Raw genomic sequence first — 25,985 nt, 5'->3', positions numbered from 1 at the left:
GTACCGGTAGACCCTACGGGAAGCAATTCGGCATCTCTTGGTCGGCGAGGGTCCTCCGGCCGGTCGAATCGGCAGGTCCGAGGCTCACGTCCGGTTCGAAGCGGCGGCAATCCGGGCCCGCTGGGCCGCCGCCCGCGTCCGTAGCCACCCCTTGAACCAGGCGAGGTCGGGCAGCCGGGCCAGCATGGGCCCGGTGACGACCGTGATCAGGACGTACGTCGCGGCGAGCGCCGCCAGCTTCGGCGCGACGATGCCGGAGGCCACCGCGATCCCGGCGATGACTATGGAGAACTCGCCCCGCGCCACCAGCGCCAGGCCGGCACGCCAGCGCCCCGGTTCGGCGATGCCGGCCCGTCGGGCGGCCAGATAGCCGGTAAGCGTCTTGGTGGCCATGGTGACCGCCGCGAGCAGCAGCGCGGGCAGCAGCACCGGCGGAATGTGCCCCGGGTCGGTGGCGAGCCCGAAGAAGACGAAGAACACGGCGGCGAAGAGGTCACGCACGGGCGTCAGCAACTCGGTGGCGTGGTGGGCGACCGGCCCGGAGAGCGCGATGCCGACCAGGAACGCGCCCACCGCCGCCGACACCTGCAACTTCGCGGCCAACCCGGCGACCAGGAGGGTGAGCCCAAGCACGCCGAGCAGCAGCGCCTCGGGATTGTCGGCTGTCATCGTCCGGGAGACGAGGTTGCCGAAGCGGAGCGCGACGACAAGCACCACGATCACCGTGAGCACCGCCACCCCGAGCGCCACGCCACCCTTCACCACCCCGACGCCGGCGAGCAGCGCGGTCACCACCGGCAGGTAGAAGGCCATGGCCAGGTCCTCGACCACCAGCACGGAGAGGATCACCGGGGTCTCCCGGTTGCCGAGCCGGCCCAGGTCGGACAGCACCTTGGCGATCACCCCGGAGGAGGAGACCCAGGTGATGCCGGCGAGCACCACTGCGGCCGTCCAGCCCCAACCGAGCAGCAGCGCGAACGCGGCGCCGGGCAGCGCGTTCAGCACCGCGTCGAGCAGACCGGCAGGTGCGGCCGCTCGCAGATTGCCGATGAGTTCGTCGGCGGAGTATTCCAGCCCGAGCATGAGCAGCAGCAGGATCACGCCGATCTCGGCGCCGATGGCGAAGAACTCCTCGCCGGCGTTCAGCTCCAGGATCCCGCCGTGGCCGAAGGCGAGTCCCGCGAGCAGGTACAGCGGGATCGGGGAGAGTCCGACCCGGCGACCGACCCGGCCGAGCAGCCCGAGCAGGAGCAGCAGTGCGCCGACCTGGACCAGCAGGTTGCTGAAGTCGTGCATCGGGGCCTCAGCCGGCGGGATCGTCGGCTGCGAAGATCGCGCTGGCGCCGTCCAGGCCCTGCCGGTTGCCGACGATGACGAGCACGTCGCCGGCTTCGAGTCGGAAGCTGGGCCCCGGTGAAACGATCACCTCTCCGGCGCGCAGGATCGCCACGATCGAGGCGCTCGTCCGGGTGCGTACCTTCGCGTCGCCCAGCGGCCGGTTGACGTAGGCGGAGGCGGCCGGAACGGGGATCTGCTCGGTGAGCAGCCCGGCGGCCTGCTCGCGCAGCCCGGAGAGCTGCCCGAGGATCAGTGACGCACCGAGGATGTCGGCGAGCGCCTCCGCCTCGTCGTCGGTCAAGGGGATGTCGGCCGAGCAGCCGTCCGGGTCGTCTGCGTCGTACAGGACGAGGTCGCGGCGACCGCTGCGATGGGAGACGACCCCCAACCGCCGGCCGGATTCCGTCATCATGTCATGACGTACGCCGATCCCTGGTAAGGCCGTCTGTTCGACACGTACTCGCACGCGCTCAGGCTACTCTCGCGACGGAGGCCGGATGACCATGCGTCAGCTCCGCTCGCTGTCCCTGTTAGCGCTGGTGGTGGCTCTTGCCGGCTGTTCGATAGGCGACGTGCGTCGGACCGCGCCGGCACCCGAGCCGACGCTGTCGGACAGCGCCTCCCCGCCGCCGGTCCCGAGGACCGTCGCGGAGACCCGGACCACCCGCCTCGCCGTTGCCGAGCGGTACGACCAGCCGTACGTCGAATTCGTCGACGCCGAACGCGGGTACGCCCTCTTCGCCGCCTGTGACGGCCGCCCACCCGGTGGGTCTGACTGCCCCGCCCTGCTCTGGTCGACAGGCGACGGAGGCCGGTCCTGGCAGTCGCTGCGCCACCCGAAACCGGTGGCGGAGAACCAGCAGTTGTACGCCACCGTCGAGGTGCTCGCCCTCTGGGCCGAGCCGCACGGCTGGTGGACGTCGACGAACGGCGGCGAGACCTTCCGGCACAGTCCAGGTGAAGCGGCTCCGGCCAGTTGGCAGGCGACTCAGGGACGGTTCCAGGTCATCGAGGAATCGGGCAAAGCGGGTCGGTGGGACGGTCGCCGGCTGCGCCCACTGCCCACCCAGCCGCCGCTGTCCGCGATACACACGGTCGCCGTCGCTGACACGCTGATCCGGAAACCGGACGGGACCGAGTTCCACGCGCCGCTGGTGGCGACCGGGCTGTCCGGTGACGGCAGGCCGCGCGTCGCGGAGTCCTGGGACGAGGGGCGGAGTTGGCGTTCGGGGGAACCGCTGTCGGCCGACGGCGAGGTGGGCGTGCTCCGATTGCTGCTGCGCCCCGACGAGTGGTGGCTGATCGGCGAGCGGCCCGACCGGACGGGCTTCCCGGCACTGTGGCGCAGCACCGGCAGTAGCAACTGGTTCAGGGTGTACGCCGAGGGCCACCCGGAGTCAGGGCGGGTGGTGCCGCTGGGTGGCAGCACGGCGGCGGTGATCAGTCCACGCGGCGCGGGTGCCGTCGTCGGCGGCCGGTACCTGGACCTGCCCTGGCCGGTCACCGCCGAGCACTCCCTCCGACTGCTGCCCGACGGCACGCTGTTCGCGGTGGGGCCGCAGGGCGTCCTGCTCGGCACCGGTCAGTACGCCGAGCGAAGCTGGGTCGCGATCAACCTGGTGGGCGACTGAAATGATCAGTGGGCATGCGTCGCCATGACGCGGCCCTGCCCAGACCCTCCGAGGCGATGCTGCCCGCCCGCCGCAGGCGGTCCAGCACGACGCGGATTGTGGGGTCGCTGATGCCCGGAAGTGCCGTGCGGATGTCCGCCATCCGGAAGGTGTCCGGCGCGTGATTGAGCACGTAGTCGCGTACCCGCTCCTGCTTGGAACCGTCCGCCCGGTCGTAGGCGGCACGTTCGGCGAAGGTGCGGTACGCGGTGGCCAGGATGTCCACGAAGTAGCTGAGCCATGGCCAGGGGTTGGCCCGCCCGTCATGCCAACCGTGGGTGGAGTCCAGCAGGGCCTGGTAGTAGTCGTCCGCGCTCGCGGCGATCTGCTGCTCAAGGCTGATGTAGCGCGAGACCGAGTAGCCCGCTTCCATTAAAAGAGCGTTCGTGACGGCCCGAGTCACCCTGCCGTTGCCGTCCTCAAACGGGTGGACCACGAGTAGGTCGAGGGCGAACAGCCCGACCAGGAGGACCGGATGATGGCGGTCCGTCGCCATCTCAGCGAGGTAGCGGTCGATCAGTTCGGCCACGAAGAACTGTGTTTCCGAGGCGCGTACGGTTCGGAACCGGACGGTTAGCTCGCCGCTCGGCGCGCGATCCACGACCAGGTTGTCTTCGCTCTTGAACCGACCGCCCTGGCTCGCTGTATGCATGAACAGCAGCTTGTGCAGATGGAGCAGGAGTCCTGGGTTCAGCGGCTGCCACGGCTGTTGGAAGAGGTAGTCCTGCGCGTCGCGATAGCCAGCGAGTTCCTGTTCGCTGCGGTTCCTGAGGTTGGTGACCCGTCCGGCCAGGATGCGATCCGCCCTGGCGTGGTCGGCGACGACGATGCCCTCGATCGCGGACGACGCCGTGATGCTGGTCACCCGTGCCCGGTTGGCCAGATGGCTGAGTAGACCGGGCAGTTGATCCCGATACAGCGCCTCGGATCCGCGCCCCACGTCCACGGTACGAAGGGCGGCCACGATCGTGCCCGGCACGTGACCGATGCTGTGGTCCAGATCAGCGAAGCTCCGCATCGCGTTCCCGCTCTCCAGAAACTATCTAAGAACCGAACTCGATATATAGATTATCTACTTGGTTGGGTAGTTCCGACTCGCCGCGACTGCGGTGAGTGTGCTGTAGATCACATGGCAGAGGTTGAGTGGAATAGGCTCAACTCTGGTTCTGTCGGTACCAGTGGACACACCGATCCAGGGGAGCCCATGAACACCGAACGCCTCACCACCAAGAGCCGCGAGACCATCACCGGCGCTGTCGCCCTGGCGAACCAGCGGGGCCACGCCACGGTTGAGCCCTGGCACCTGCTGTTGTCGCTACTGGACACCGAGGGCTCCACCGCTGCCGGCCTGTTGCGCGCCGTCGGGGCCGACCCGGCCGAGCTGCGCCGGGCCACCCAGCGGGCGGTCGACGCGCTGCCCGCTGCCCGTGGCTCCAGCATCGCCGAGCCGACCCTGGCCCGCGAGTTCGTCAACGCCATCGGTGCCGCCGAGCAGATCGCCCGCCCGTTGGGCGACGAGTACACCTCCACCGAGCACCTGCTCGCCGGGCTGGCCCGGGTCGGCGGACCCGTGTCCGCCGCGCTCAAGGCCGCCGGTGCCACCGAGGAGAGCCTGGTGGCGGCCTTCCCGACGGTGCGCGGCGGGGACCGCCGGGTGACCACCGCCGATCCGGAGCAGACCTACCAGGCGCTCACCAAGTACGGCGTGGACCTGACCGCGAGCGCGCGGGACGGCAAGATCGACCCGGTCATCGGCCGGGACTCCGAGATCCGCCGGGTGATCCAGGTGTTGTCCCGCCGTACCAAGAACAACCCGGTGCTGATCGGCGAGCCGGGCGTCGGCAAGACCGCCATCGTCGAGGGCCTGGCCCAGCGCATCGTGACCGGTGACGTGCCGGAGTCGCTGCGCGACAAGAAGCTGGTCTCGCTGGACCTCGGCGCGATGGTGGCGGGTGCCCAGTACCGGGGCCAGTTCGAGGAGCGGTTGAAGTCCGTCCTGGAGGAGATCAAGAATTCGGACGGGCAGGTCATCACCTTCCTCGACGAGCTGCACACGGTCGTGGGTGCCGGCAAGGGCGAGGGCTCGATGGACGCCGGCAACATGCTCAAGCCGATGCTGGCCCGTGGTGAGCTGCGCATGGTCGGTGCGACCACGCTCGACGAGTACCGCGAGCACATCGAGAAGGACCCGGCACTGGAGCGGCGCTTCCAGCCGGTGCTCGTCGGTGAGCCCACCGTGGAGGACACCATAGGCATCCTGCGCGGGCTCAAGGAACGCTACGAGGTGCACCACGGCGTACGCATCACCGATGCCGCCCTGGTCGCCGCCGCCACCCTCTCCGACAGGTACATCACCGACAGGTTCCTGCCGGACAAGGCGATCGACCTGGTCGACGAGTCCGCGTCCCGGCTGCGCATGGAGATTGACTCGCGGCCGGTCGAGGTGGACGAGATCGAGCGGGCGGTGCGCCGGCTGGAGATCGAGGAGATGGCGCTGGCCAAGGAGCCGGACGCGGCGTCCGCCGAACGCCTGGAACGGCTACGCAAGGAACTGGCCGACAAGCGTGAGCAGCTCACCGCCCTCTCCGAGCGTTGGCAGTTGGAGAAGAGCCACATCACCAAGCTCTCCACCGCCAAGGAGGAACTGGAGCGGCTCGGTGGCGAGGCCGAGCGGGCCGAGCGCGACGGCGAGCTGGAACGCGCCGCCGAGCTGCGGTACGGCCGGATCCCCGCGCTGAAGGCCGAACTGGCCACCGCCGAGGAGGAACTGGCCCGGCTCCAGTCCGCCGGCGCGATGCTCAAGGAGGAGGTCGGCGCGGACGACATCGCCGCGGTGGTCGCCTCCTGGACCGGCATTCCCGCCGGCCGGCTGCTGGAGGGTGAGACCGCCAAGCTGCTGCGGATGGAGGAGTCGCTGCGCGGGCGGGTGGTCGGCCAGACCGAGGCGGTCGCCGCGGTCTCCGACGCGGTACGCCGGGCGCGTGCCGGAGTCGCCGACCCGGACCGCCCGACCGGCAGCTTTCTCTTCCTCGGGCCGACTGGTGTCGGCAAGACCGAGCTGGCCAAGGCGCTTGCCGAGTTCCTCTTCGACGACGAGCGGGCGATGGTCCGCATCGACATGAGCGAGTACGGCGAGAAGCACTCGGTGGCCCGCCTGGTCGGTGCCCCACCCGGCTACGTCGGTTACGAGGAGGGTGGCCAGCTCACCGAGGCGGTGCGGCGCCGGCCGTACTCGGTGATCCTGCTGGACGAGGTGGAGAAGGCTCACCCGGACGTCTTCGACATCCTCCTCCAGGTGCTCGACGACGGTCGGCTCACCGACGGCCAGGGGCGTACCGTCGACTTCCGCAACGCCATCTTGATCCTCACCTCGAACCTCGGCTCGGCGGTGATCAGTGATCTGACCCTCGCCGAAGAGCAGCGCCGCGAGGGTGTCCTGGCGGTGGTCCGGTCGCACTTCAAGCCGGAGTTCCTCAACCGGCTCGACGACATCGTGGTCTTCGCCGCCCTGCACGGTGACGACCTGCGGGCCATCGTGGACATCCAGTTGGCGCGGCTGGGCCGGCGTCTCGCGGACCGCCGGTTGACGCTCGCCGTCACCGAGGACGCCCGCGGCTGGCTCGCCGAGCACGGGTACGACCCGATCTACGGTGCCCGCCCGCTGCGTCGCCTGGTCCAGTCGGCGATCGGCGACCAGTTGGCGCGGGCCCTGCTCGCCGGTGAGGTCCGCGACGGCGACACGGTCCGGGTCGACCTCCGGGAGAGCAAGGACGGCCTGTCGGTCACCTCCGGCTGAGCCGCGCCGGCCCGGGCGTCCGCCGCCTCCGACGGGCGGCGGCGGACGCCCGGGGCGAGGATGGAGACATGTTCGGGATACGGCGCAAGAAGGAGTCGGAGCTGGCGAGGGCCGTCGCGGACCTCGGCCGGGCCAACACGCTGGCGTTCGGCGGGGTCGGGATCGCGGGCACGCTGCTGCCCGAGACCGAGGCGTACCAACGCGTCGCGGCGGCCGTGGCCGACCACCCCGAGGAGGTACGCGACCTGCTCGACCGGTTGCTCAGCAGTGGTGCCCCCGCAGGTCGGGTGTACGCCGCGACCCTGCTGGAGCGGCTCGATCCGGCGGTCGGGCGGGCGGCCTGGACGACGCTGCGCGGGGATGAGGCCGAACTGAACACCATGACGGGCTGCGTGATGGGCAGCACCACCGTCGGGGAGTACGCCGCCGAGCGGCTCGGCGACGCATGATCCGTACGCCGTTCGGGTCCACCTGAACGGTGCTGCCGGGGCTTGCGGTCGGCCCGTACCGTCCGCGGTATGACCGCGACCGCCGAAGCACCGGCAGCCGTGCCCCCGCCCCGTCCGCCCCGCCCCGGCACCGTCACCGTGGCCTTCTGGTTGCAACTCGCCACCGTGCTGATCCTGCTCGGCCTGATCGCCCTGCTGGTGATCGAGGCGGTTCAGTGGGATGCCGCGATCGACCGCGCCGTGCGGCGGGTGCCCGACGCGGACCCGGGCGAGGTACGCGCGGAACGCTGGAGCAGCCTCACGATGACGGCGGTGCTCGGGGTGCCCGCCCTGCTGCTGGCGCTCTGGCTGGGCCTGACCGCGCCCCGGGTACGCGCGGGCAGCAACACCGCCCGGACGATGGTCTTCGTGGCCGGTGGCCTGCAACTGCTGCTCTGCGCCGTCCAGGGATGCATCGGCGCGTTCATGATCCCGTTCGGTCTGGCGGTCGCGGTGTCCGACGCACCGTATGTCGACGAACCGTACGTCGACGAGACCTACCCGGAGGACGTGCCGCCACCGGGCGACGACTTCTGGCAGGAGTCGGACTTCGCCGAGGCGCTCTACGGCCAGCCGAGCCCGTTCGACCTGCTCTTCCCGCTGGCGGGCCTCGGCGTGCTGCTGGTGTTCCTGCTCACGGCGGCGGTGGTGCTGCTGCTGGCGTTGCCGCCGGCGCACAGGTGGTTCGTGCCTCGTGCCGAGCCGCCGGCGGGCTGGCCGCCGGCCGGGGGCGACATCCCGAACGCCCACCTGGTCGGCTATCCCGTGCCGATGGGCTATCCCGCCTACCCCGCGCCGCTCGGCTATCCGATGACTCCCGGCTACCCGGTGCCGCCGGGGTACCCACCGCAGCCCGGGTTTCCGCCTGGTTATCCGCCGCCGGCCGGCTATCCGGTGCCGCCCGGGTATGGCGTGCCCGGTGCGGGGTATGCGGTGCCCGGGTATCCCGTTCCCGGTGCCGTGGGCGGCCCGGATCCGGCCGGGTATCTGCCGTACCAGGCGGCCTCGCCGACCGTCCCGGAGACACCGCAGGCACCGGCTGCCCCGTCCGGGACGGACGGCCCTACCGCTTCGGGCGGCGACACCGCCGCCTTCGGTGGCGGCGAACCGGGCGCTGCCGCCCCCGGCGGGCCGGACCAGGTCGACAGGTAGCCGGTTGGCGGGAGGCACCACATGCCCGGATCATGGTCGGCGTCCCCGCTTAACTGTCTCGGGAGGTGACCGGGTGGACGGGACATCGGCGTACCTGGCGGTCGGCTGCCTGGTCGGGGTGGTCGTCGCCGGGTACGCGCTGCGCCGGTGGCGCAACCGGCCAGGAGCGCCGACAGGTCGGCAGCAGCGGTACGGCGGTGAGCAGCGCCGCGACCCGCGCCGCATCGAGGTCGGCGACCTCGTCGAGATCGGGGACGACACGTACTCCGTCCGGGGCTCCATCCGGCTGGTCGAAGGCGAGTGGCGGTGGGCCGAGCACCTCCTCGACGACCTCGACGAGCACGGCGGTCGACGCCGACTCTCGGTGGCGGAGAGTCCCGCATTCGAGCTGGTGATGTGGGAGTCGGCACCACGCGACGCCTCGGTCACGCCGGGCGCGCCGGTGGTGGAGTCCGGCGGCCGACGCTACAGCTGGCACGAATCCGGTCAGGCCCGGTACACCGCGTCCGGAGCCACCGAGCTGACACCGAGCGGCACCATGCGCTACCACGACTACCGCGCCCCGGGCGGCGCGCGGCTCACCTTCGAGGCGTACGGCGAGGCGGGCTGGGAGATGGCCCGTGGCGAGCGGCTGGACAGTGACGAGGTGACAGTCCACCCGCAGAGCGGGTCCTGAGCGGGGACACCGGCCCGTCCGATCGATGCCGGCCGGCTGGGCGGCCGGTGACGTGCCCACCGCTCGGCGTCGCGTCGTGCCGGAATGGCCCGTTGCCGATACGGTGAAGCGCGTTCCAGGAAGGGAGAGAAATGGCCGATCCTCAGAACACCTCGACCCGGTCGCGACCGGGCGTGGTGACGATATCCACCTACCTGCTGTTGCTGTTCGCGATCTGTCAGCTGATCAGCGTGATCATCTCGTTGGCCACCATCGGCACCGTCCGCGAGGTGATGGAGGAGGCCTACCGGGATTCCACAGTCGAGGGGGCGCAGAACGTCGCCGACATCACTGTCGTGATCGGCGTCGGTACGGCCATCTTCCTGCTGGTGGTGGCGTTCGCGCTGTTCGGCCTCGGGCTGATGAACCTGCGCGGCAAGAACGGCTCCCGGATCGCCACCTGGATCGTCGGTGGCATCCTCTTCTGCTGCACCGGTTTCAGTCTGCTCAGCGGGTTCGCCGGCAACTTCAGCGCGCCCGGCGACAGCAGCGGTGACATGCCCAGTGGCGAGGAGATCCAGCGTCGGCTGGAGGAGGCGCTGCCGAGCTGGACCACGCCGGTCAGCATCCTGCTCGGGGTGATCAGCCTCATCTCGCTGCTGGCGGCCCTGATCCTGCTGGCCCTACCGAAGGCCAACGAGTTCTTCCGCAAGCCGACGCAGCAGTGGGAGCCGCCGACGCCCGGCGGTGCCTACCCGAGCCAGCCCGGCTACCCGCCGGCCCCGGGCTACCCGGGCACCTCACCGGCCGAGCCCGGCTACCCGGCCACCGGCAGCCAGCCTCCGGCCGGCGACCAGGGCGGCCAGCCCGCCGACGGCCCGGACCAGCCCGGTACGCAGCCGCCGACGGACCGCCCCGGCTGACCTTCGGTCAGGTGGTCCGGGTGTCGATGTCCCTGACCGGCCGTCGCCCGAGCTCCGCCTCGGCTCGCCTCAGGACGTCGACACACGCGTAAGGCACGACCGCGACGGTCCCTCCGAGTAGGTTGCTTCCGAACGCCTACCGGAGGGACTCGTCGTGTCGTACCCCGAACAGGCACCGGCTCGTCGGCCGGCCGTGGTCGTGCTGGCCGTGGTGACGCTCGCGGTGATGGCGCTCGGTGCGCTCGCGTACGCGCTGGCCGGCCTCGCGTCCGTCGGCGGCACGGTGGACCGGTTCCGCACGGCGGCCGGCGCCGGGGCCGACCCCGGTCAGGTCGACGCGGTGGTGGCGCTGCTGCGCGCCTCAGTCGTGGTGTCGGCGGTGCTGAGCATTGTCGCCGGGCTGCTCCTCGTCGGCCTGGCGCTGGGCCTGGCCGCCGGCCAGCCTTTCGCCAGGGTGGCGACCTGGGTGGTGGCCGGGCTGGGCGTGTGCTGCGGGTGTGGTGGTGTCGCCACCCTTGTCCTGCAGCTGGCGACGCCCCTGGAATTCGGCGACGACCGGGAGACCGCCGAGTTGCTCGCGCTGGTCCCGGATGCCCATCCGTCCTGGTGGATTCCGCTCACCGCCGCTCTTTCGATCGCCCAGGTGCTCGGTTACCTTGTGGTAGCCGTGCTGCTGGCCCTGCCCGCGGCCAACGCCTGGTTCCGGCGTCGGCCGGCACCCCGGCCACAGGCCTCCCCGTACCAGCCACCCACCCCACCGTTCGGGAACCCGCAGGCGACACCGCCGTACCAGCCCTACCCGCCGCCCGGGGCGCCGACGTCGCCCCCGTACCCGCCGAGGTGATGAAGCGCGTGACGCCCGACCGGACGACGAGCGACCGATGGGCACTGATCACCGGGGCGACGGCCGGTATCGGGGCCGCGTTCGCGACCCGGCTTGCCGCCGACGGATGGCATCTGGTGCTTGTCGCCCGGGACGCGACCCGGCTGGCCGGTCAGGCCGCCGAGTTGACCGGCCGACACGGTGTGGAAACCGAGACCATCACCGCAGATCTGTCCACCGACGACGGTTGTGCCGCTGTGGAACGACGGCTGGCCGACGGGCCGCCCGTCGAACTTCTGGTCAACAACGCAGGCATCAGCCTGAACAAGCCGTTCCTCCGGTCGTCGGTCCAGGAGGAGACCCGACTGCTGCGACTGAACGTGCACGCGGTGCTGCGGCTGACCCTCGCCGCGCTGGCCACGATGACCGAGCGGCGCAGTGGGGCAGTGATTAATGTCTCTTCCGTAGCGGGTTTCGGCGCGGTGATGCCGGGATCGACGTACTCGGCGAGCAAGGCGTGGGTCACCAACTTCAGCGAGTCCGTCGGACAGTCGGCCCGCCCTTTCGGTGTACGCGTGATGGCGCTCTGCCCCGGTTACACCCGCACCGAATTCCACAAGCGAGCCGGCATCGACATGTCGAAAACCCCCGAGTGGATGTGGCTGGACGCGTCGAATGTCGTCGACGAGGCCCTGCGTGACCTGCACAAAGGCAGGTCGGTGAGCGTTCCCTCCTGGAAGTACAAGCTGGCTGTGGCGGGATTACGGCACGCGCCGCGCCGGCTGCTCGAGGTGGTCTCCCGGGACACCCGCGGGCGCATCGGCCGTGATCGTCGTTGACCGGCGGCGGGGCGGTCCACCGTGCACCGGTGATCGTGACATCACTCGATCCGTCAGCATGATCGACGTAGCGTAACCGGACATTGCCACTCATCGGTCCCTCGGAAGGGTTGACCGGGGTGGCCCGCACACGTGGCACACAGACTTGCGCAGTACCCTCTATCGCCATGGGGGACCACGACGACCTGCGTAAATTCATCTCCGACCTGGCTGTGGTCCATGGCCGGGTGGTGCTCTCCTCAGGGCGGGAGGCTGACTGGTATGTAGATCTGCGTCGCGTCACGCTGCATCACCGGGCGGCACCGTTGGTGGGACGGGTGATGCGGGAGCTGACCGCCGACTGGTCGTACGACGCGGTCGGTGGCCTGACCCTGGGGGCCGACCCGATCGCCTTCGCGATGCTGCACGCCGGCGGGCGTCCCCTGGACGCGTTCGTGGTCCGCAAGGCGGGCAAGGCGCACGGGCTGCAACGTCGGATCGAAGGGCCCGACGTGGCGGGTCGTCGAGTGCTGGCGGTGGAGGACACCTCCACCACCGGGGAAAGTGTGTTGACCGCTGTCGAAGCGCTTCGCGAGGCCGGGGCCGAGGTCGTGGGGGTGGCGGTTATCGTTGATCGTGGTGCCGGCGACGCGGTGCGAGCCGCCGGATTGCCCTATCGGGCGGCCTATACGTTGGCTGACCTCGGCCTTGTGGCGTAAAAGTCTGCCGATTCGGATCTGCTGATATGCAGGCGGATCGATGCTGCTGGTGGAAGGATGGAATACGTGGGAACTGCGTTGGCCGAAATGACTATGCCTCAGATCTCGCCGCTTGCCGGCGAGCCGATCGAACGCGCCGACGCCGAGCGGCTGGCGGGGGTCCTCAAGGCCCTTGCCGACCCCGCTCGGCTGCGGCTGCTCAGCCTGATCCAGTCGGCCCCCGAGGGCGAAGCGTGCGTGTGTGATCTCACCGCGCCGCTCGGCCTCTCCCAGCCGACGGTCAGCCACCACCTCCGAATCCTCACCGAGGCCGGCTTGCTGGAGCGGGAGAAGCGCGGTGTGTGGGCCTACTACCGGTTGGTCCCGAGCGCGATCGCCACGATCGCCGACCTGCTGACCCCGCCGCGTAAGCGGGCCACCAAAAAGGCTCGCTGAACCGGAACCGCTTGGTGGCCGCCCAACCCCGGGCAGCCACCAAGCGGTGGGCGTCAGCGGACGTGCGGCGTCTCGTACGTCTCCTCGGTGAGGTCCCGGGCGGCCCGGCGCAGCCGGCGACGCTCGGCGATGATCATTGCCGTGACCACGGCAACGCCGACCAGGAACAGCGCCACAATGGACGGGACGTGGTCTCCCGGTGCGTGCAGGGCGCGATCCTCGGACTGCCACGGCCAGAGCGCCCGCAGACTGCCCAGGATGACGCCGGCCATCACCGCCAGGGTCATCCGGCGATGCCGTTCGAGCAGCCACTGAAGCAGCTTGACGAAGAGCGCCAGGCCGATGACCATGCCCGTGGCGAAGACCGCCAGGTAGCCGAAGTCACGGTCGTTCACGGCGCTGATGGTCGGCTCGTACAGACCGACGGTCAGCAGCAGAAACGACCCGGAGATCCCGGGCAGCACCAGGGCGCAGACCGCCACCGCCGCCGCGACAAGTACGACCAGCGGATGCGGTTCGAGGGACGCCTGCGGCAACCCGGTCAGCACGAACGCCGCGACCCCGGCGATCACCAGAGCGAACACCTCCAGCCCCCGCCAGGGCTTGCCGACCATTGAGATCGGCACCAGCACCGAGGCGAGGACCAGCCCGAGGAAGAGTCCTCTGGTCTGCTCCGGATGGTCGGCAAGCAGCGGTTCGAGCAGCTTCGCCGCGATCAGCAGGCCGGGCAGCATACCGATCAGCAGCGGGATCACCACCTCCCAGTGCACCTGCCGTAGCTGGTGCCCCGCCCGCGTCCAACCACGCCCGCGCGGGACGTCGGACGCCGTGTACCGCACCGTGTTAACCAGATGCCCGGCGGACGCGATGACCCGCTCGTAGACGCCTGTCACCAGCGCGATCGTCCCGCCGCTGACCCCTGGCACAGCCTCGGCCACGCCGATGGCCGCGCCGCGCAGGACGTGGCCTACCCGTTCACCAAATGCCATGAAGATTCCGTTCCGTGAATTGCTCGATCTCCGGCCCCGGTGGCGTCCGCCACGGCCGCCCAGGCTACCGGGGTGGACGCCACCGGACCGGCCAGGTCACAAACGCGGGTCGACAGGTTCGGACTCACAGGCCAGGATCGCGAAGACCAACTCGTGGCGACGCCAGAGCGGGGCACCCTCGACCAGGGCGTCCAGGGCAGCCAGACCGAGCGCGTGTTCGCGCAGCGCCAGGCCCCGCTTGCGACCCAGAGACCGGCGTCGCAGCGCAGCGAGCTGCTCCGGCTCGGTGTACTCCGGACCGTAGATGATCCGCAGGTACTCCCGGCCCCGGCACTTGATCCCCGGCTGGAGCAGCGAGCCACGCTCACCACGGGCGGCCGGGCCCGCGTACGGTTTGACGACCATGCCCTCACCGCCGGCCCCGGTCAGGGTCAGCCACCAGTCGGTCGCCTCCCGCACCGACTCGGTGTCGGACAGTTCGACGACCCGACGCCGGGTGGGCGTGAAGAACTCCGGGTCGGCCGCGCAGAGCCGGTCGGCAAACGCCAGATGCCAGCCGTGATCGCGGTCCCCGTAGCTGGCCTTCGCCCCGGCGAGCACCGCGAACGGCGCGAGCCGCACCCCGCGCAGCCCGTCGGTAGGTCCCACGTACGCCCGGTACGCCGCGGTGTAGGCCGAGACATCGTGAAGACGGCGAGCGGTGCGGTCCCGCAGATCGGTCACGTCCAGCCCGCGACCGATCGCCGAGTCAAGCGCCGCCAGGGCCGCCGGCAGGCCGGCCCGGCCGGCCGCACCGACCCCGGCGTACTGCTCGCGGATCAGCCCGGCGGCCTTCGCCGACCACGGCAGCAGCTCGCAGTCGAGCAGCAGCCAGTCGGTGGCCAACTCGTCCCAGAGCCCAGCAGCTGTCACCGCCGCGCGTACCCGGGCCAGCAGCTCGGTGTCGAGCGGGTCGCCGAAGAACGGGCGGCCGGTGCGGGTGTGCACCACCCCGCCGCCGGGCCCGAACGGGCCACCGTCCGGCTCCCGGCAGACAAGCACCACGGCCCGCGAGCCCATGTGCTTCTCCTCGCAGACGACCCGGTCCACGCCGGCCGCCCGGTAGTCGGCGAATGCCTCCGCCGGATGCTCCAGGTAACCGTCCAACGTTGACGTCGAGCAGGGCGCCATGGTCGGCGGCAGCCACACCAGCCGGCGCGGGTCGACCGCGAAGCGGCTCATCACCTCCAACGCCGCGGCGGCGTTCTCCGCCGGCACGGTCAGCGAACCGTACGCGTGCTCCACGTGCCGCCGGCCCGTCACGTCGGTCAGCTCCAGCACCTCGTCGGGCCGGGCCGGCGCGGCGGTCAGCGGCCGGACCGGGGCGTACCACTCGCGCTCCGCCGGCACCGAGACGAGTTCCCGCTCCGGGTAGCGCAGCGCGGTGAGCCGACCACCGAAGACGCAGCCGGTGTCGATGCAGATGGTGTTGTTGACCCAGTCCGGCTCCGGCGTGGGGGTGTGGCCGTAGACGACCATCGCCGAGCCTCGGTACTCCCGGGCCCACGGATAGCGCACCGGCAGGCCGTACTCGTCGGTCTCGCCTGTGGTTTCGCCGTACAACGCGAAGGCGCGGACCCGCCCCGACGCCCGGCCCTGGTACTCCTCCTTCAACCCGGCGTGCGCCACCACCAGCCGGCCGCCGTCAAGCACGTAATGGCTGATCAGTCCGTCGACGAAGGTGGCCACCTCGGCGGTGAACTCGGTCGGCTCCGCGTCCAGCTGCGCCAACGTCTCGGCCAGTCCGTGGGCCACCTTGACGTTGCGGCCGCGCAGTTTGCGCAGCAGCTTCTGCTCGTGGTTGCCGGCCACGCAGAGCGCGTGCCCGGCGGTGACCATGCCCCGCACCAGGCGGAGCACCCCGGGGGAGTCCGGGCCGCGGTCCACCAGGTCACCGACGAACACGGCGGTACGCCCCGACGGATGTGTCGCGTCGACCGCCCGGCCCGCGTCGTCGTGGTGCAACCGCCAACCCAGCCGGGTCAACAGCGTCTCAAGTTCGGCCCGGCAGCCGTGCACGTCACCGACGATGTCGAACGGGCCGGTCAGCTCGCGCCGGTCGTTGAACAGCCGTTCGTAGTGGATCTCGGCGGCCTCGATCTCGTCGACACCGCGCAGCACGTGCACCTTTCGGAAACCCTCCCGCGCCAGCTGGGCGTAGCTACGCCGCAGGTCCCGGGACATCCGGCCCAGCACCTGCCGGCCGAAGGTGCGGTCGGACCGGGCCTCGGTCCGTGCCCAGGCCAGGTCCTCGGGCACGTCCAGGACGATCGCCACCGGCAGCACGTCGTGTTCGCGGGCGAGCCTGATCAGGGCGGCTCGGGCGTGAGGCTGGAGATTCGTCGCGTCGACAACGGTGAGCCGGCCAGCGCGCAGCCGCTTGCCCGCCACGTAGTGCAGCGCGTCGAAAGCCTCCGCCGAAGCCGACTGGTCGTTCTCGTCGTCGGCGACCATCGCCCGGAAGGCGTCGGAGGAGAGGACCTGGCTCGGCGTGAAGTGTCGGCCGGCGAATGTCGACTTGCCGGAGCCGGAGATCCCGACAAGTGCCACCAGGGCCAGCTCGGGAATGTCGAGGACGGTCATCGCGGTGCCTCCGCACGGGTGAACACGGCCAGTTGGGTGGGTGCTCCGACCTCCGGGTCGTCCGTACCGACGCCGTGCACCACCGCCGAGTAGCCGTACGTGGCGCCCACCCGCCGTACCCATTCGGCGAATTCGGCGCGGGTCCACTCGAACCGGTGGTCGGCGTGCCGGAGCGCGCCCGCAGGCAACCCCTCGAAGCGCACGTTGTGCTCCACGTTCGGCGTGGTCACCACGACCGTCGTCGGCCGGGCGAAGCCGAAGACGGCATCCTCAAGCGCCGGCAGCCGGGGCGGGTCGACGTGCTCGATGACCTCCATCAGCACCGCCGCGTCGTACCCGCGCAGCTGCTCGTCGCGGTAGGTGAGCGCGGACTGCCGGAGCATCACGCGGGTGCGTTGACGTTCCGGCAACCGGTCCAACCGCAGCCGCCGGGCGGCCAGGGTGAGGGCCTGGGTGGAGACGTCGGTACCGACGATCTCGGTGAACCGGCGATCACCGATCAGCGTGGCCAGCAGCGCGCCCCCGCCGCAGCCCAGATCCAGTACCCGGTGGGCACCGGCGGCGACGAGTGCGGCGTGCACCGCGTCCCGGCGCAGGGCCGCCAGCGGGGCCCGGGGCACCGATCCGTCCGGCACCGCGTCCGCCACCGCGTCGTCGGCGGTCGGCTCGTCGGTGGGTCGTTGGGCGTCCAGCCGCTCCAGTGCCTGACCCGCCAACGCCCGCCGGTGGGCCAGGTAACGGCGGATGATCAGTCCGCGCTCGGGATGGTCAGCCAACCAGCCCGCGCCGGCCCGCAGCAGCTTGTCTACCTCGTCCGGGGCCACCCAGTAGTGCTTCGCGTCGTCCAGCACGGGCAGCAGCACGTAGAGGTGGTTGAGCGCGTCCGCCACCCGCAGCGTGCCGGTGAGGGTCAGGTCCACGTAGCGGCTGTCACCCCACTGCGGGTGCAACTCGTCAAGCGGGATGGCGGTGGCGGTGACCGCCCAGCCGAGCGGCCCGAACACCCGGGTGGCGACGTCGGCACCACCACGGCAGCGCAGCACCGGAACCCGGACCTCCAGCGGGATGGCCCGGGCAGCCAGCTCGGGACGTTCCTTTGACGCACCGCGCAGCGCGGAGCGATACACCTTCGACAGCGCCGAGGCGAGCAGGCTGGACGCGGCGTACGGCCGGTCGTTGACGTACCGCCCGAGGGTGAAACTCTCCGGGGTCGCTGTCGACTTCCGGCCGCGACCCCGGGCGGCGGCCAGCTTCACCGGATCGACGTCGAGCAGCAGCGCAGCCGTGCAGCGCTGCTCGTCGGCCTCCGGGTAGAAGACGTGCGCGGTGCCCACGGGCACGTCGAAGGTCTGCACCCGGTCAGGGTGCTTGATCAGCAGGTGACCGAGGTCCGTCGCCGGCTGGTGCGTGGTGGTGAGGGTGAGCAGCACCCGCCCATGGTGTCAGCTCTCTCGATCTTGTGCCGTCCGGTTTTTCGGTGGTTGCGGTGGGTTCTTCGGTGGTTGCGGTGGGGTTTGCGGGGCAGCCCCACCCGCTCCGGGCGGTCAGGCTTGATCCCTGCGCGGGTGGGGCTGCCCCGCAAACCGCCGGTGTCCAGCTTCCCGCGGCAGTGCCGGCTTTCAGCGGCGGCGAGGGTTGGTGGGGTGGGCTGGGCGGCGGGTGCGGGGACGGTGGCGGCGACCGTGGGAGGTGGCCGGGGTGACGGCGGTGGGGGTGGAAAGGGGGGTGCCCCGCCGAGGGTGGTCGGCGGGGCACCTGTGGTGCTTTCGGTTCGGGTGTTCGGGACTACGCGGTGAAGTGGGTACGGCGGCGGCGGGCCAGTACGAAGCCGGCCGCACCGGCGGCGAGCAGCACGCCGCCGACGCCAGCGATCAGCGCAGTGTTGGCGCCGGTGATCGGCAACTCGCCGCCGTCACCGCCGTCGCCGCCCTGGCCGCCGCTCGGGTTCACGACGAGCTTGGCGATGTCGTTCGCCGGCTTCAGGTCGGCGTAGAAGCCGCCGTCGCACTGGCAGGCGACGTTGACCTTGACATCGCCTGTGGCGTTCGCGACAACCTTGTCGATCCGGAGCCCGAACTCGACGATCTCCTCGTCACCTGCCTTGATGAACCAGCTGGTGTAGCAGCGGTACAGGCGGGCGCCCGGCTCGCCCGGCTCGCCCCACTCGTTCTCGCCGCGCACCGGGGAGCAGTTTTCGGGCACCTTGACCGCAGTGGTGCCGTTCGGAATTCCGACCTGCATGTGGGTGACCGAGGAACCGGAACGGCCGTAGTCCAGGGTGGCCGGGCCGTTGTTGCGGAAGCCGACGGTGGCCACCACCTCGTCGCCCTTCGCACCGGAGACCTCGTCGCCGACCGCCGCCAGGTCGGTGCTGTTCTTCCCGGTGACCGTCACCGCCAGGCTCGACCAGTTGTTGTCCGGCTGGGTGTCCGCCTGAAAGCTCCGCGCCGCGATGCTCGGGCCGGCCTCGTCCAGCCCCAGCCTTCCGCCGGTGCCCGGCTTGCCGGTGGTGGCACCCCGGCTCTTCACGTACGCCTCGTAGTCCTCGAATTCCGCCGGAGTCATCCAGAGGATCTCGCCGTAGTCGAAGCCCGGCGCGAACGCGTCCTTGGCGATCCGGTAGGCGAGGGTGGTGACGTAGCTGGTACGCGGCTCCAGCGGGCGGTCGAAGTGGCAAGCGCGCAGGAAGGTGCCCTCATAGGTGCAGTTGGCGTACTGCTTGGCGGGCTGAATTCCGTAGTCGTTGTAGAACACGGCCACGGCGCCCTTCGCGACCGTGTCGCCCGGGTTGCCGACCCGCAGCGGCATGGTGAACGCCGAGCCCGGCTTGCCGGAGCGCTCCGTCTCCGGGCCAGCGGCCAGGTCCACGCCCTCGCCGATCCGTACCCGCGCCTCGTGGGTCACCGGCGCGTAGCCGGTGGCGCTGAGGCTCACCTTGACGGTGCCCTCGTCGCCGTCCTTCGCGTCCGCGGTGGGCGCGATGACCACCGAGTAGCGGCCGCCGAAGCCGCCCTCGTACAGCTCGACCTCGAACGGATCCGTGCAGAGCAGGACGTTCGGCTCGGGCGTCGAGCAGTAGCTGGAGTCGTACTCCGACGTCACGGTGGCCTTACCCGCGAGGTCGGTGAAGTCGTAGCGCACGGTGAGGTCGTGCACCACCACCGTGGAGGAAGCGAACAGGATCGGACTGTCGATCTTCCCGGGCGAGCCGGCGGCAAGGGTGTTGTCGCCGAAGTAGACGCCCAGCGAGATTTCGGCTTCGTCGGCCGAGGCAGGGGTGGCAGGGGCGGCGACGGCGGCGATGAGCGCGCCGGCCACGCCCAACCCGGCCAGCCGGCGCCGGGTGGAGTGGGTGAGCATTGAGGGGGGTCCTCCCGTGAGGGGTGCAGGTGAAGCCCCCGGATGCTAAGGAATCCTTAAGATCCTCGCTGCCCGTACCGACAGTCCCGGGCAAAGTCCGGCCGAAAGGTTGATCAGCGGTAGTCGTCCTCGTCGGCACCGACCACGCGGGCCTGCTCCATGGCGTCCCAGTCGTCGACCTCCAGGCCGCGGTGCGGCTCGACCTCGACCTGGCTCGGGTCGACCACGGCGGCCTGCTCCACGGCGTCGGCCGGCTCGGTCTCCAGGTCGCGCTCCTCCGGGCTGAGGTGGTCGCCGGGGGCGAAGTCCTCGTCGGGCTGGCCCATTCGATGCCTCCGGGATGTCGGTGGACGGGATACCCACCCACCGTACGGGGTGTGTCGGCGCAGTGCTGGGAACCGGCCGGCCACCGAGCCGCTGAGGGTACGCCGAGGGCGCACCCGAGTCGGCCGAATCGACCCACCGGCGACTGTCGCCGGTGCCAGGATGGTGCCGTGGGTTTCCTCATCCGGCTGGCGGCGACCGCCATCGCACTGTGGATCACCACGCTCATCGTGCCCGGCGTCGAGGTGACCGGGCGGACCGGTTACGACACCGCGTTCACCCTGATCGTCGTGGCGCTGATCTTCGGCCTGGTCAACGCGGTGCTCAAGCCGGTCATCAAGGTCGTGGGCTGCGTCTTCTACCTGCTGACCCTCGGCCTGTTCGCACTCGTGGTCAACGCCCTGTTGTTCCTGTTGACCGACCGGATCGCCCGAGCGCTCGATCTGCCGTTCCAGGTGGACGGCTTCTGGGCCGCCTTCTGGGGGGCCATCGTGATGGCGGTGGTCACCTGGCTGATCAGCGTGGCGGTGCCGGATCCAGCGGACCGGCGGTGAACCGGCCCGGTTGTGCCCGGCCGGTTCCGCTACGGGATACTTCCCGCGGAGGACAGCGCGGTCCGGCGCAGCAAGGTGGGACAGGCGGCCGCACGGCCGGCCCCCAAGGTAGGACAGGCGGCCGCACGGCCGGCCCCCAAGGTAGGACAGGTGGCCGCACGGCCGGGCCCCTACGGAGAACAGCGGCCGTACGGCCGACAGCGGCAAGTAAGGAGCGTTCGACATGCCCATCGCTTCCCCCGAGGCTTACGCCGAGATGCTGGATCGCGCCAAGGCCGGCCGGTACGCGTACCCGGCGATCAACGTGACGTCCTCGCAGACGCTGAACGCGGCGCTCAAGGGCTTCGCCGACGCGGAGAGCGACGGCATCATCCAGGTCTCCACCGGTGGCGCGGAGTACCTCTCGGGCCCCTCGGTCAAGGACATGGTCACCGGCGCTGTGGCGTTCGCCGCGTACGCGCACGAGGTGGCCAAGAAGTACCCGGTGAACATCGCCCTGCACACCGACCACTGCCCCAAGGACAAGCTGGACAAGTTCGTCCGGCCGCTGATGGCCATCTCCCAGGAGCGGGTGAAGGCCGGCCAGGAGCCGCTGTTCCAGTCGCACATGTGGGACGGCTCGGCCGTGCCGGTGGCGGAGAACCTGGAGATCGCGGCCCAGCTGCTCGACGAGGCAGCCAAGGGCAAGATCGTCCTGGAGATCGAGGTCGGCGTCGTCGGTGGCGAGGAGGACGGCGTCGAGAACGCCATAAACGACAAGCTCTACACCACGGTCGAGGACGGCCTGGCCATGGTCGAGGCGCTCGGCCTGGGCGAGAAGGGCCGCTACATGGCGGCGCTGACCTTCGGCAACGTGCACGGCGTCTACAAGCCGGGCAACGTCAAGCTCCGCCCGGAGATCCTCAACCAGATCCAGGAGGCGGTGGGCGCCAAGCACGGCAAGGAGAAGCCGCTGAGCCTGGTCTTCCACGGTGGTTCCGGCTCGCTGCTCTCGGAGATCCGCGAGGCGCTGGACTACGGCGTGGTGAAGATGAACATCGACACCGACACCCAGTACACCTTCTCCCGCCCGGTCGCCGACCACATGTTCCGCAACTACGACGGCGTGCTCAAGGTCGACGGTGAGGTCGGCAACAAGAAGATGTACGACCCCCGGGTGTGGGGCAAGGCCGCCGAGGCCGGCATGGCCGCCCGGGTGGCCGAGGCCTGCGAGCACCTGCGCTCCACCGGCACCACGATGACCAAGTGACGTCCTGACGTCGTGCTGACGGCGGCCGGTCCCGTACGCGGGGCCGGCCGCCGTCGTTCACCTGGTGAGCAGGCGGACGGCCTCGTGCACGTCGTCGGTCAGGTGCACGGTGCCGGACAGGTCACCGAAGGGGGAGGTGGCGAGCAGTGGGCGCAGCAGCGACTCCACAGGCAGTTCCGTAGTCCAGTACGCACGGTCCAGGAAGACGTAGGCGCCGCTGACCCCGTCGGTACCGTAGTAGGTCTTGGTGGCCGCCTGGAACACCTCCTGCACGGTCCCCGCCCGGCCGGGGGCGAAGACGATGCCGCCCCGGGCCAACCGCAGGATGGTGTCCTCCCGGATCGCGTTGGAGAAGTACTTGGCGATCCGGCCCGCGAACAGGTTCGCCGGTTCGTGCCCGTACAGCCAGGTCGGCACGGCGAGCCCACCGCAGCCGGCCCAGTCCAGGTCACCCGTGGTCAACGCGGCCGAGTCCGCCCGATAGGCGGTCACCGGCTCGGTGCCGTTGACCGGGGGCGTGACCGACCGCCCGAAAAGCTCCCGTACCCGTAGCGCCGCCGCCGTGTAGCGGTCGTGATCGGTGTAGTCCGGCGCGGTCGCGAGCAGGTCGACGGCTGCGGTGAGGTCCTCGTCCGGTCGGGTCGACAGGTACGCACCCAGGTTTGCGGCCTCCATCACCCCCGGGCCGCCCCCGGTCACCACCAGCCGGTGTGCCCGCGCGAGTTCCCGACCCAGCACCGCGGCCATCCGGTACGGCTCACTGCCGCGACGGACCGCGTGCCCACCCATCACCCCGACCACCGACTGCGGCCCGTGGGCGGTCAGCCAGGCGCGGGTGGCGTCGGCGAGCGCGTTGTCCACCCCGTGGTCGTGCAGCCGCTGGCCGAGCGCCTCCCGAACATCGGGCAACGCCCCGCCGTGCGCGCGGAAGTGCGCGTACACCCGGGTGTCGTACATCGCCGCGAAGCCGCCCTCGGCGAAGCCGGCGGCGAGTTCCTCAGGGGTGTAGAGGTGGGACGGCTGGGTCGGGTACGGCAGCCCGGAGAATGGGGGCACCACGTTGGCGCCCCGGCGGACCAGGTCGGCGCCGACCTGCCGGGCGGCAAAGCGGCAGCCGACGAAGAGCGTCCCGGTCACCTCGACCTCGGTTAGGTCGGGGACCGGCTCCAGATCCAGTCGGAGCCCCTGCACGGTGAGTCCGACCAGGCTGCCGGTGGCCAGCCGCCTGTCGAACTCCGCCCGGGTCTGGATCTCGTCTGTCCAGGTGTGCGGCTCGATGACGTCCGCGGGGGGTGGAGTCGGCATCGGGTCATCCTGCCGGGCCGGCGCGACGCCCTGGACGTCACCCCGGACATCACCGGTCATGGGACGGGAGCCCGGCGGCCTGGCCGGGCTCCCGCACTTCCGGTTCCTGGGGAGGCTCCGGATCCATAGTTGTAATGGATCCGACCCGACGCCGGCATGGGCCGCAGGCGTGACAGACCTCTCGGCCGTTCAGCCGACCGGCTCCCCGGACCCCCTCGCGGGCTGCCGTGCGAAGCGGGTTGAATGGGGCGATGCAGAACCTCCTACCTGAGCCGCCCGCCACGCTCCTGCCTGCGCACGTCGAGGCCGACTCCGCGCTCGTCGCAGCTGAGCAGGCCGGCACCGACGAGGCGTTCGCCGAGGTGGCGGCCCGGTACCCGACGCACAGCGGGGCGTGGGCGGCGCTCGCCGCCCGGGCGTTCGCGCAGGGCCAGGTCGTGCCGGCGTACGCGTACGCCCGCACCGGCTACCACCGGGGTCTCGACCAGCTGCGGCGCAGCGGGTGGAAGGGGCATGGGCCGGTGCCGTGGTCGCACGAGCCGAACCGTGGCTTCCTGCGCTGCCTGTACGTGCTGTCCCGGGCGGCGGACGCGATAGGCGAGGCGGACGAGGCGGCCCGCTGCGCCCAGTTCCTCCGCGACTGCGACCCGGCCGCCGCTGACGCCCTGGCCAGTAACTGACATCTGGCCGACCTGCGGGCGCGCCGTCGACCCTCGGATCGACGGCGCGCCGACAGACCGTCGCTACAGGCCCTCGGCCACCGAGGCGGCGATCTTGAGCCAGGCGTCCCGGGTGGCCGCCGAGAGCTGCGCGTACCGGAGCGGTTCGCCGGTGTCGATGAGCCGCTCGTACGGGGCCAGCAGCACCGCCCGGGTACGGGCGGCGAAGTGCTCCTGGATCGCGGGCAGGTCGATCTCCTTGCGGGACGGCGGCATGGAGACCACTGTGACCGCCTGCCGGACCAGCCGTTGCCGCCCACTCTGCTCCAGGTGGTCCAGCATCCGGGCGGCTGTCTCGGCCGAGTCGTTACGGGCGGACATGGTGACCACCAGCTGGTCGGTGGCGTCCATGGCGGCCTGCCAGTTCTGCGCCCGGACGTTGTTACCGGTGTCCACGAAGATCAACTTGTAGAACCGGCTGACCACCTCGCGGATCTCGCCGAAGGCGGCGGCGGTGAGCATCTCACCGCCGGTGGCCGACTCGTCGGAGGCGAGCACGTCGAACATCCCCTCGCCCTGCGAACGGACGTACTGGGACAGGTCGCCGACCCGCCCCTGGGCACCGTGGAACTGACCGAGATCCCGGAGCAGGTCCCGCACCGTACGCGAGTGGAAGTCCTGCTGGGCGCGCATGCCGAGGGTGCCCTGGGTCTCGTTGTTGTCCCAGGCCAGCACGTATCCGCCGCGATTCTGACCGAAGGTCATCGCGAGCAGCAGGATGGCGACCGTCTTGCCGGCACCGCCTTTCGGGTTGACCACCGTCACCTGCCGCAGCCCACCGAAGTTGCGACGCACCATCTCGATGTCCCGCTTGCGCTCCAGCTCGTGGCGCCCCGGCGGGAGCTTGACCAGGCCCGTCTTGTTGACCACGGCACGAAGCCCGGTCGTCGCGACCGGGTCGGCCGGGCGTACCTGGCGACGGCGGGCGAAGTCCTCGGCGGTGGGCGCGGCACCTGCTTCCGGGGTCCAGGCCGGCTCCGCGTACGCCGACGGCACCCGCGAGGCGGTGTTCGTCGGCGGGTAGGGCTGGGGTGCCGGCGGTGCCACCGGCGGCGGGCCCTGCTGCCAGGGCGCGGGGTTCCAGGCCGGCTGCGGCGGGAACGGACCGGGCGGCGCTGCCGGGTACGGCGGCTGAACGGGCATCGGCTCGGGCGGTGCGGCCGGCCCGGCATCCGCCGGTAGCGGACCGGGCGGCGGTGACGCGGGCGGCGTACCGGCCTCGGGTGACACGGGCGGCAGCGGCGCGCCCGGTTGTGGCACTGGCGCGCTGCCGTGCGGTGGCATGGGGGCGCTGCCGTGCGGTGGTACTGGGGCGCTGCCGTGCTGCGGCGTCGGCGGTGCGGCGAAGGGGAACGGGTCGGGTTGCTGGGGCGGCAGCGGCTGCGGAATCGGTGGTAGCGGTTGAGCCGGCCCGGCCCAGGTGGGCCGGGAGGCGCCGGCCGACGTGTCGGCGGGCGCGGCCAGCTCACCGGAACGCTGCGGCGGATGCGCCCACGGCGATTCGGCCGGTCGAGCCACCGACGGGGGCGCACCGTTGTCGGCCTCGTCGTCGGCGGCGGCCGTCGGCTCGTCCGCCGGGCCCTGGGCTGCCGAGTCGACAGGCCCACCGTCGCGGGCGGGTGTCAGGGCGGTGGAGGGGTCGAGGGTGAACGGCAGATCCAGGTCGACCTGGCCGGGCCCGGGGCGCGGTGCCGGTTCCCAGCCGGTGGCGGTCGGCGCACCGTTCGTCAACGACGGGTAGTCCGCGGGCGACGGAGGCGTACCGGGCGCGTGTGCCGGCCGGCCCGGCGGCTGCGTCGGCCCCGTTGCGGTGGGGGGCGGCCCCGGGTGCGGGGGCGGGGCGGTCGGTTGCCCGGGCGACGGATGCGCCGGTGGAGGCGGCACGGCCGGCGGCGCCGGTGGCGGAGCATCCCACGCGGGCGCGCCGAAGCTGTCGAGCTGCTCCGGTGGCCAGAGTGGTTCGATGTCCCGTTCCGGCATCCCGTGCTGACCGGGCACGTGCACCCGGTCGGCGTTGTCGTCCACCACGGTGTCCTCCCCATTCCT

General features: G+C 71.1%; 23 protein-coding genes. 13 read left to right on the top strand and 10 right to left on the bottom strand.

Going from position 1 to position 25,985, the window contains the following annotated elements; translation table 11 throughout:
- Window positions 1-84: 84 nt before the first annotated feature.
- Both Van01_RS09030 and Van01_RS09025 read right to left on the bottom strand, forming a co-directional pair.
- Complete coding sequence (locus Van01_RS09030; RefSeq protein ID WP_204003689.1) at window positions 85-1,296, bottom strand: cation:proton antiporter; 1,212 nt, start codon at window positions 1,294-1,296, stop codon at window positions 85-87.
- 7 nt (window positions 1,297-1,303) lie between these two features.
- On the bottom strand, window positions 1,304-1,804 hold the full coding sequence (locus tag Van01_RS09025) for a cation:proton antiporter regulatory subunit (protein ID WP_099848204.1): 501 nt from the start codon (window positions 1,802-1,804) through the stop codon (window positions 1,304-1,306).
- A gap of 31 nt (window positions 1,805-1,835) precedes the next feature.
- On the opposite strand from Van01_RS09025, the gene Van01_RS09020 reads away from it, so the two are divergent.
- The gene (locus tag Van01_RS09020; RefSeq protein ID WP_204003686.1) at window positions 1,836-2,969 is read left to right on the top strand and encodes a glycoside hydrolase family protein; all 1,134 of its coding nucleotides are present in this window, start codon (window positions 1,836-1,838) and stop codon (window positions 2,967-2,969) included.
- Here the strand turns inward: Van01_RS09020 and Van01_RS09015 are convergent.
- Window positions 2,950-4,026 (bottom strand): Fic family protein, encoded by a 1,077-nt coding sequence (locus tag Van01_RS09015; protein ID WP_204003683.1) that lies wholly within the window; start codon window positions 4,024-4,026, stop codon window positions 2,950-2,952. The two genes, Van01_RS09020 and Van01_RS09015, sit on opposite strands and share 20 nt — an antisense overlap.
- Before the next feature lie 186 nt (window positions 4,027-4,212).
- Between Van01_RS09015 and clpB the strand changes: the two genes are divergently transcribed.
- The 9 genes from clpB (at window position 4,213) to Van01_RS08970 (ending at window position 12,817) form a co-directional block, all read left to right on the top strand.
- The gene (gene clpB, locus Van01_RS09010) at window positions 4,213-6,804 is read left to right on the top strand and encodes an ATP-dependent chaperone ClpB (RefSeq protein WP_204003669.1); all 2,592 of its coding nucleotides are present in this window, start codon (window positions 4,213-4,215) and stop codon (window positions 6,802-6,804) included.
- A gap of 68 nt (window positions 6,805-6,872) precedes the next feature.
- Entirely contained in the window at window positions 6,873-7,253 is a 381-nt protein-coding gene (locus tag Van01_RS09005) for a hypothetical protein (protein WP_204003666.1), read from the top strand.
- A gap of 69 nt (window positions 7,254-7,322) precedes the next feature.
- Entirely contained in the window at window positions 7,323-8,444 is a 1,122-nt protein-coding gene (locus Van01_RS09000) for a hypothetical protein (protein WP_204003664.1), read from the top strand.
- Between the two features lie 73 nt (window positions 8,445-8,517).
- A complete protein-coding gene (locus Van01_RS08995; protein WP_204003662.1) occupies window positions 8,518-9,120 on the top strand; it encodes a DUF4178 domain-containing protein in 603 nt (200 codons plus the stop codon).
- Window positions 9,121-9,251: 131 nt separating this feature from the next.
- Window positions 9,252-10,022 carry a hypothetical protein gene (locus Van01_RS08990; protein ID WP_239098955.1) on the top strand — a complete coding sequence of 257 codons (771 nt, stop codon included), beginning with the start codon at window positions 9,252-9,254 and terminating at the stop codon, window positions 10,020-10,022.
- Between the two features lie 154 nt (window positions 10,023-10,176).
- Window positions 10,177-10,866, top strand: a complete 690-nt coding sequence (locus tag Van01_RS08985; RefSeq protein ID WP_204003661.1) for a hypothetical protein — start codon at window positions 10,177-10,179, stop codon at window positions 10,864-10,866.
- Window positions 10,866-11,684 (top strand): SDR family NAD(P)-dependent oxidoreductase, encoded by an 819-nt coding sequence (locus Van01_RS08980; protein ID WP_373306227.1) that lies wholly within the window; start codon window positions 10,866-10,868, stop codon window positions 11,682-11,684. The genes Van01_RS08985 and Van01_RS08980 overlap by 1 nt, the downstream gene beginning before the upstream one ends.
- Window positions 11,685-11,851: 167 nt before the next feature.
- The gene (locus tag Van01_RS08975) at window positions 11,852-12,382 is read left to right on the top strand and encodes an orotate phosphoribosyltransferase (RefSeq protein WP_204003659.1); all 531 of its coding nucleotides are present in this window, start codon (window positions 11,852-11,854) and stop codon (window positions 12,380-12,382) included.
- A gap of 57 nt (window positions 12,383-12,439) precedes the next feature.
- A complete protein-coding gene (locus Van01_RS08970) occupies window positions 12,440-12,817 on the top strand; it encodes an ArsR/SmtB family transcription factor (RefSeq protein WP_007454255.1) in 378 nt (125 codons plus the stop codon).
- Between the two features lie 53 nt (window positions 12,818-12,870).
- Here the strand turns inward: Van01_RS08970 and Van01_RS08965 are convergent, their stop codons facing one another.
- From Van01_RS08965 to Van01_RS08945, 5 genes are all read right to left on the bottom strand, one after another.
- Window positions 12,871-13,806 carry a DUF368 domain-containing protein gene (locus tag Van01_RS08965; RefSeq protein ID WP_204003658.1) on the bottom strand — a complete coding sequence of 312 codons (936 nt, stop codon included), beginning with the start codon at window positions 13,804-13,806 and terminating at the stop codon, window positions 12,871-12,873.
- 96 nt (window positions 13,807-13,902) lie between these two features.
- Window positions 13,903-16,428 (bottom strand): polynucleotide kinase-phosphatase, encoded by a 2,526-nt coding sequence (locus Van01_RS08960; protein ID WP_204003657.1) that lies wholly within the window; start codon window positions 16,426-16,428, stop codon window positions 13,903-13,905.
- Entirely contained in the window at window positions 16,425-17,858 is a 1,434-nt protein-coding gene (locus Van01_RS08955; RefSeq protein WP_204003645.1) for a 3' terminal RNA ribose 2'-O-methyltransferase Hen1, read from the bottom strand. Before Van01_RS08955 ends, Van01_RS08960 begins: the two co-directional genes overlap by 4 nt.
- A gap of 355 nt (window positions 17,859-18,213) precedes the next feature.
- Window positions 18,214-19,788: an LPXTG cell wall anchor domain-containing protein gene (locus Van01_RS08950; protein ID WP_204003634.1), complete on the bottom strand. Its 1,575-nt coding sequence runs from the start codon at window positions 19,786-19,788 to the stop codon at window positions 18,214-18,216.
- Between the two features lie 113 nt (window positions 19,789-19,901).
- Window positions 19,902-20,114 (bottom strand): hypothetical protein, encoded by a 213-nt coding sequence (locus Van01_RS08945; protein WP_204003631.1) that lies wholly within the window; start codon window positions 20,112-20,114, stop codon window positions 19,902-19,904.
- 168 nt (window positions 20,115-20,282) lie between these two features.
- Here Van01_RS08945 and Van01_RS08940 point away from each other — a divergent pair, with 168 nt between their 5' ends.
- The gene (locus Van01_RS08940; protein ID WP_239098954.1) at window positions 20,283-20,666 is read left to right on the top strand and encodes a phage holin family protein; all 384 of its coding nucleotides are present in this window, start codon (window positions 20,283-20,285) and stop codon (window positions 20,664-20,666) included.
- A gap of 223 nt (window positions 20,667-20,889) precedes the next feature.
- Window positions 20,890-21,915: a class II fructose-bisphosphate aldolase gene (fbaA, locus tag Van01_RS08935; RefSeq protein ID WP_099848177.1), complete on the top strand. Its 1,026-nt coding sequence runs from the start codon at window positions 20,890-20,892 to the stop codon at window positions 21,913-21,915.
- A gap of 57 nt (window positions 21,916-21,972) precedes the next feature.
- On the opposite strand, the gene Van01_RS08930 is transcribed toward fbaA, so the two are convergent.
- Entirely contained in the window at window positions 21,973-23,220 is a 1,248-nt protein-coding gene (locus tag Van01_RS08930) for an LOG family protein (RefSeq protein ID WP_204003626.1), read from the bottom strand.
- Between the two features lie 251 nt (window positions 23,221-23,471).
- Between Van01_RS08930 and Van01_RS08925 the strand changes: the two genes are divergently transcribed.
- Window positions 23,472-23,900 carry a DUF3151 domain-containing protein gene (locus tag Van01_RS08925; protein ID WP_204003623.1) on the top strand — a complete coding sequence of 143 codons (429 nt, stop codon included), beginning with the start codon at window positions 23,472-23,474 and terminating at the stop codon, window positions 23,898-23,900.
- A gap of 63 nt (window positions 23,901-23,963) precedes the next feature.
- On the opposite strand, the gene Van01_RS08920 is transcribed toward Van01_RS08925, so the two are convergent.
- Window positions 23,964-25,967, bottom strand: coding sequence for a MinD/ParA family ATP-binding protein (locus tag Van01_RS08920; protein ID WP_204003619.1), 2,004 nt, complete (start codon window positions 25,965-25,967; stop codon window positions 23,964-23,966).
- Window positions 25,968-25,985: the final 18 nt, after the last annotated feature.

Origin of the sequence: Micromonospora andamanensis, from assembly GCF_016863495.1 — a bacterium.
GTDB classification, from domain to species: domain Bacteria; phylum Actinomycetota; class Actinomycetes; order Mycobacteriales; family Micromonosporaceae; genus Micromonospora; species Micromonospora andamanensis.
Note: the sequence above shows the minus strand (reverse complement) of the source record. Positions and strands in the feature narration are given on the sequence as shown.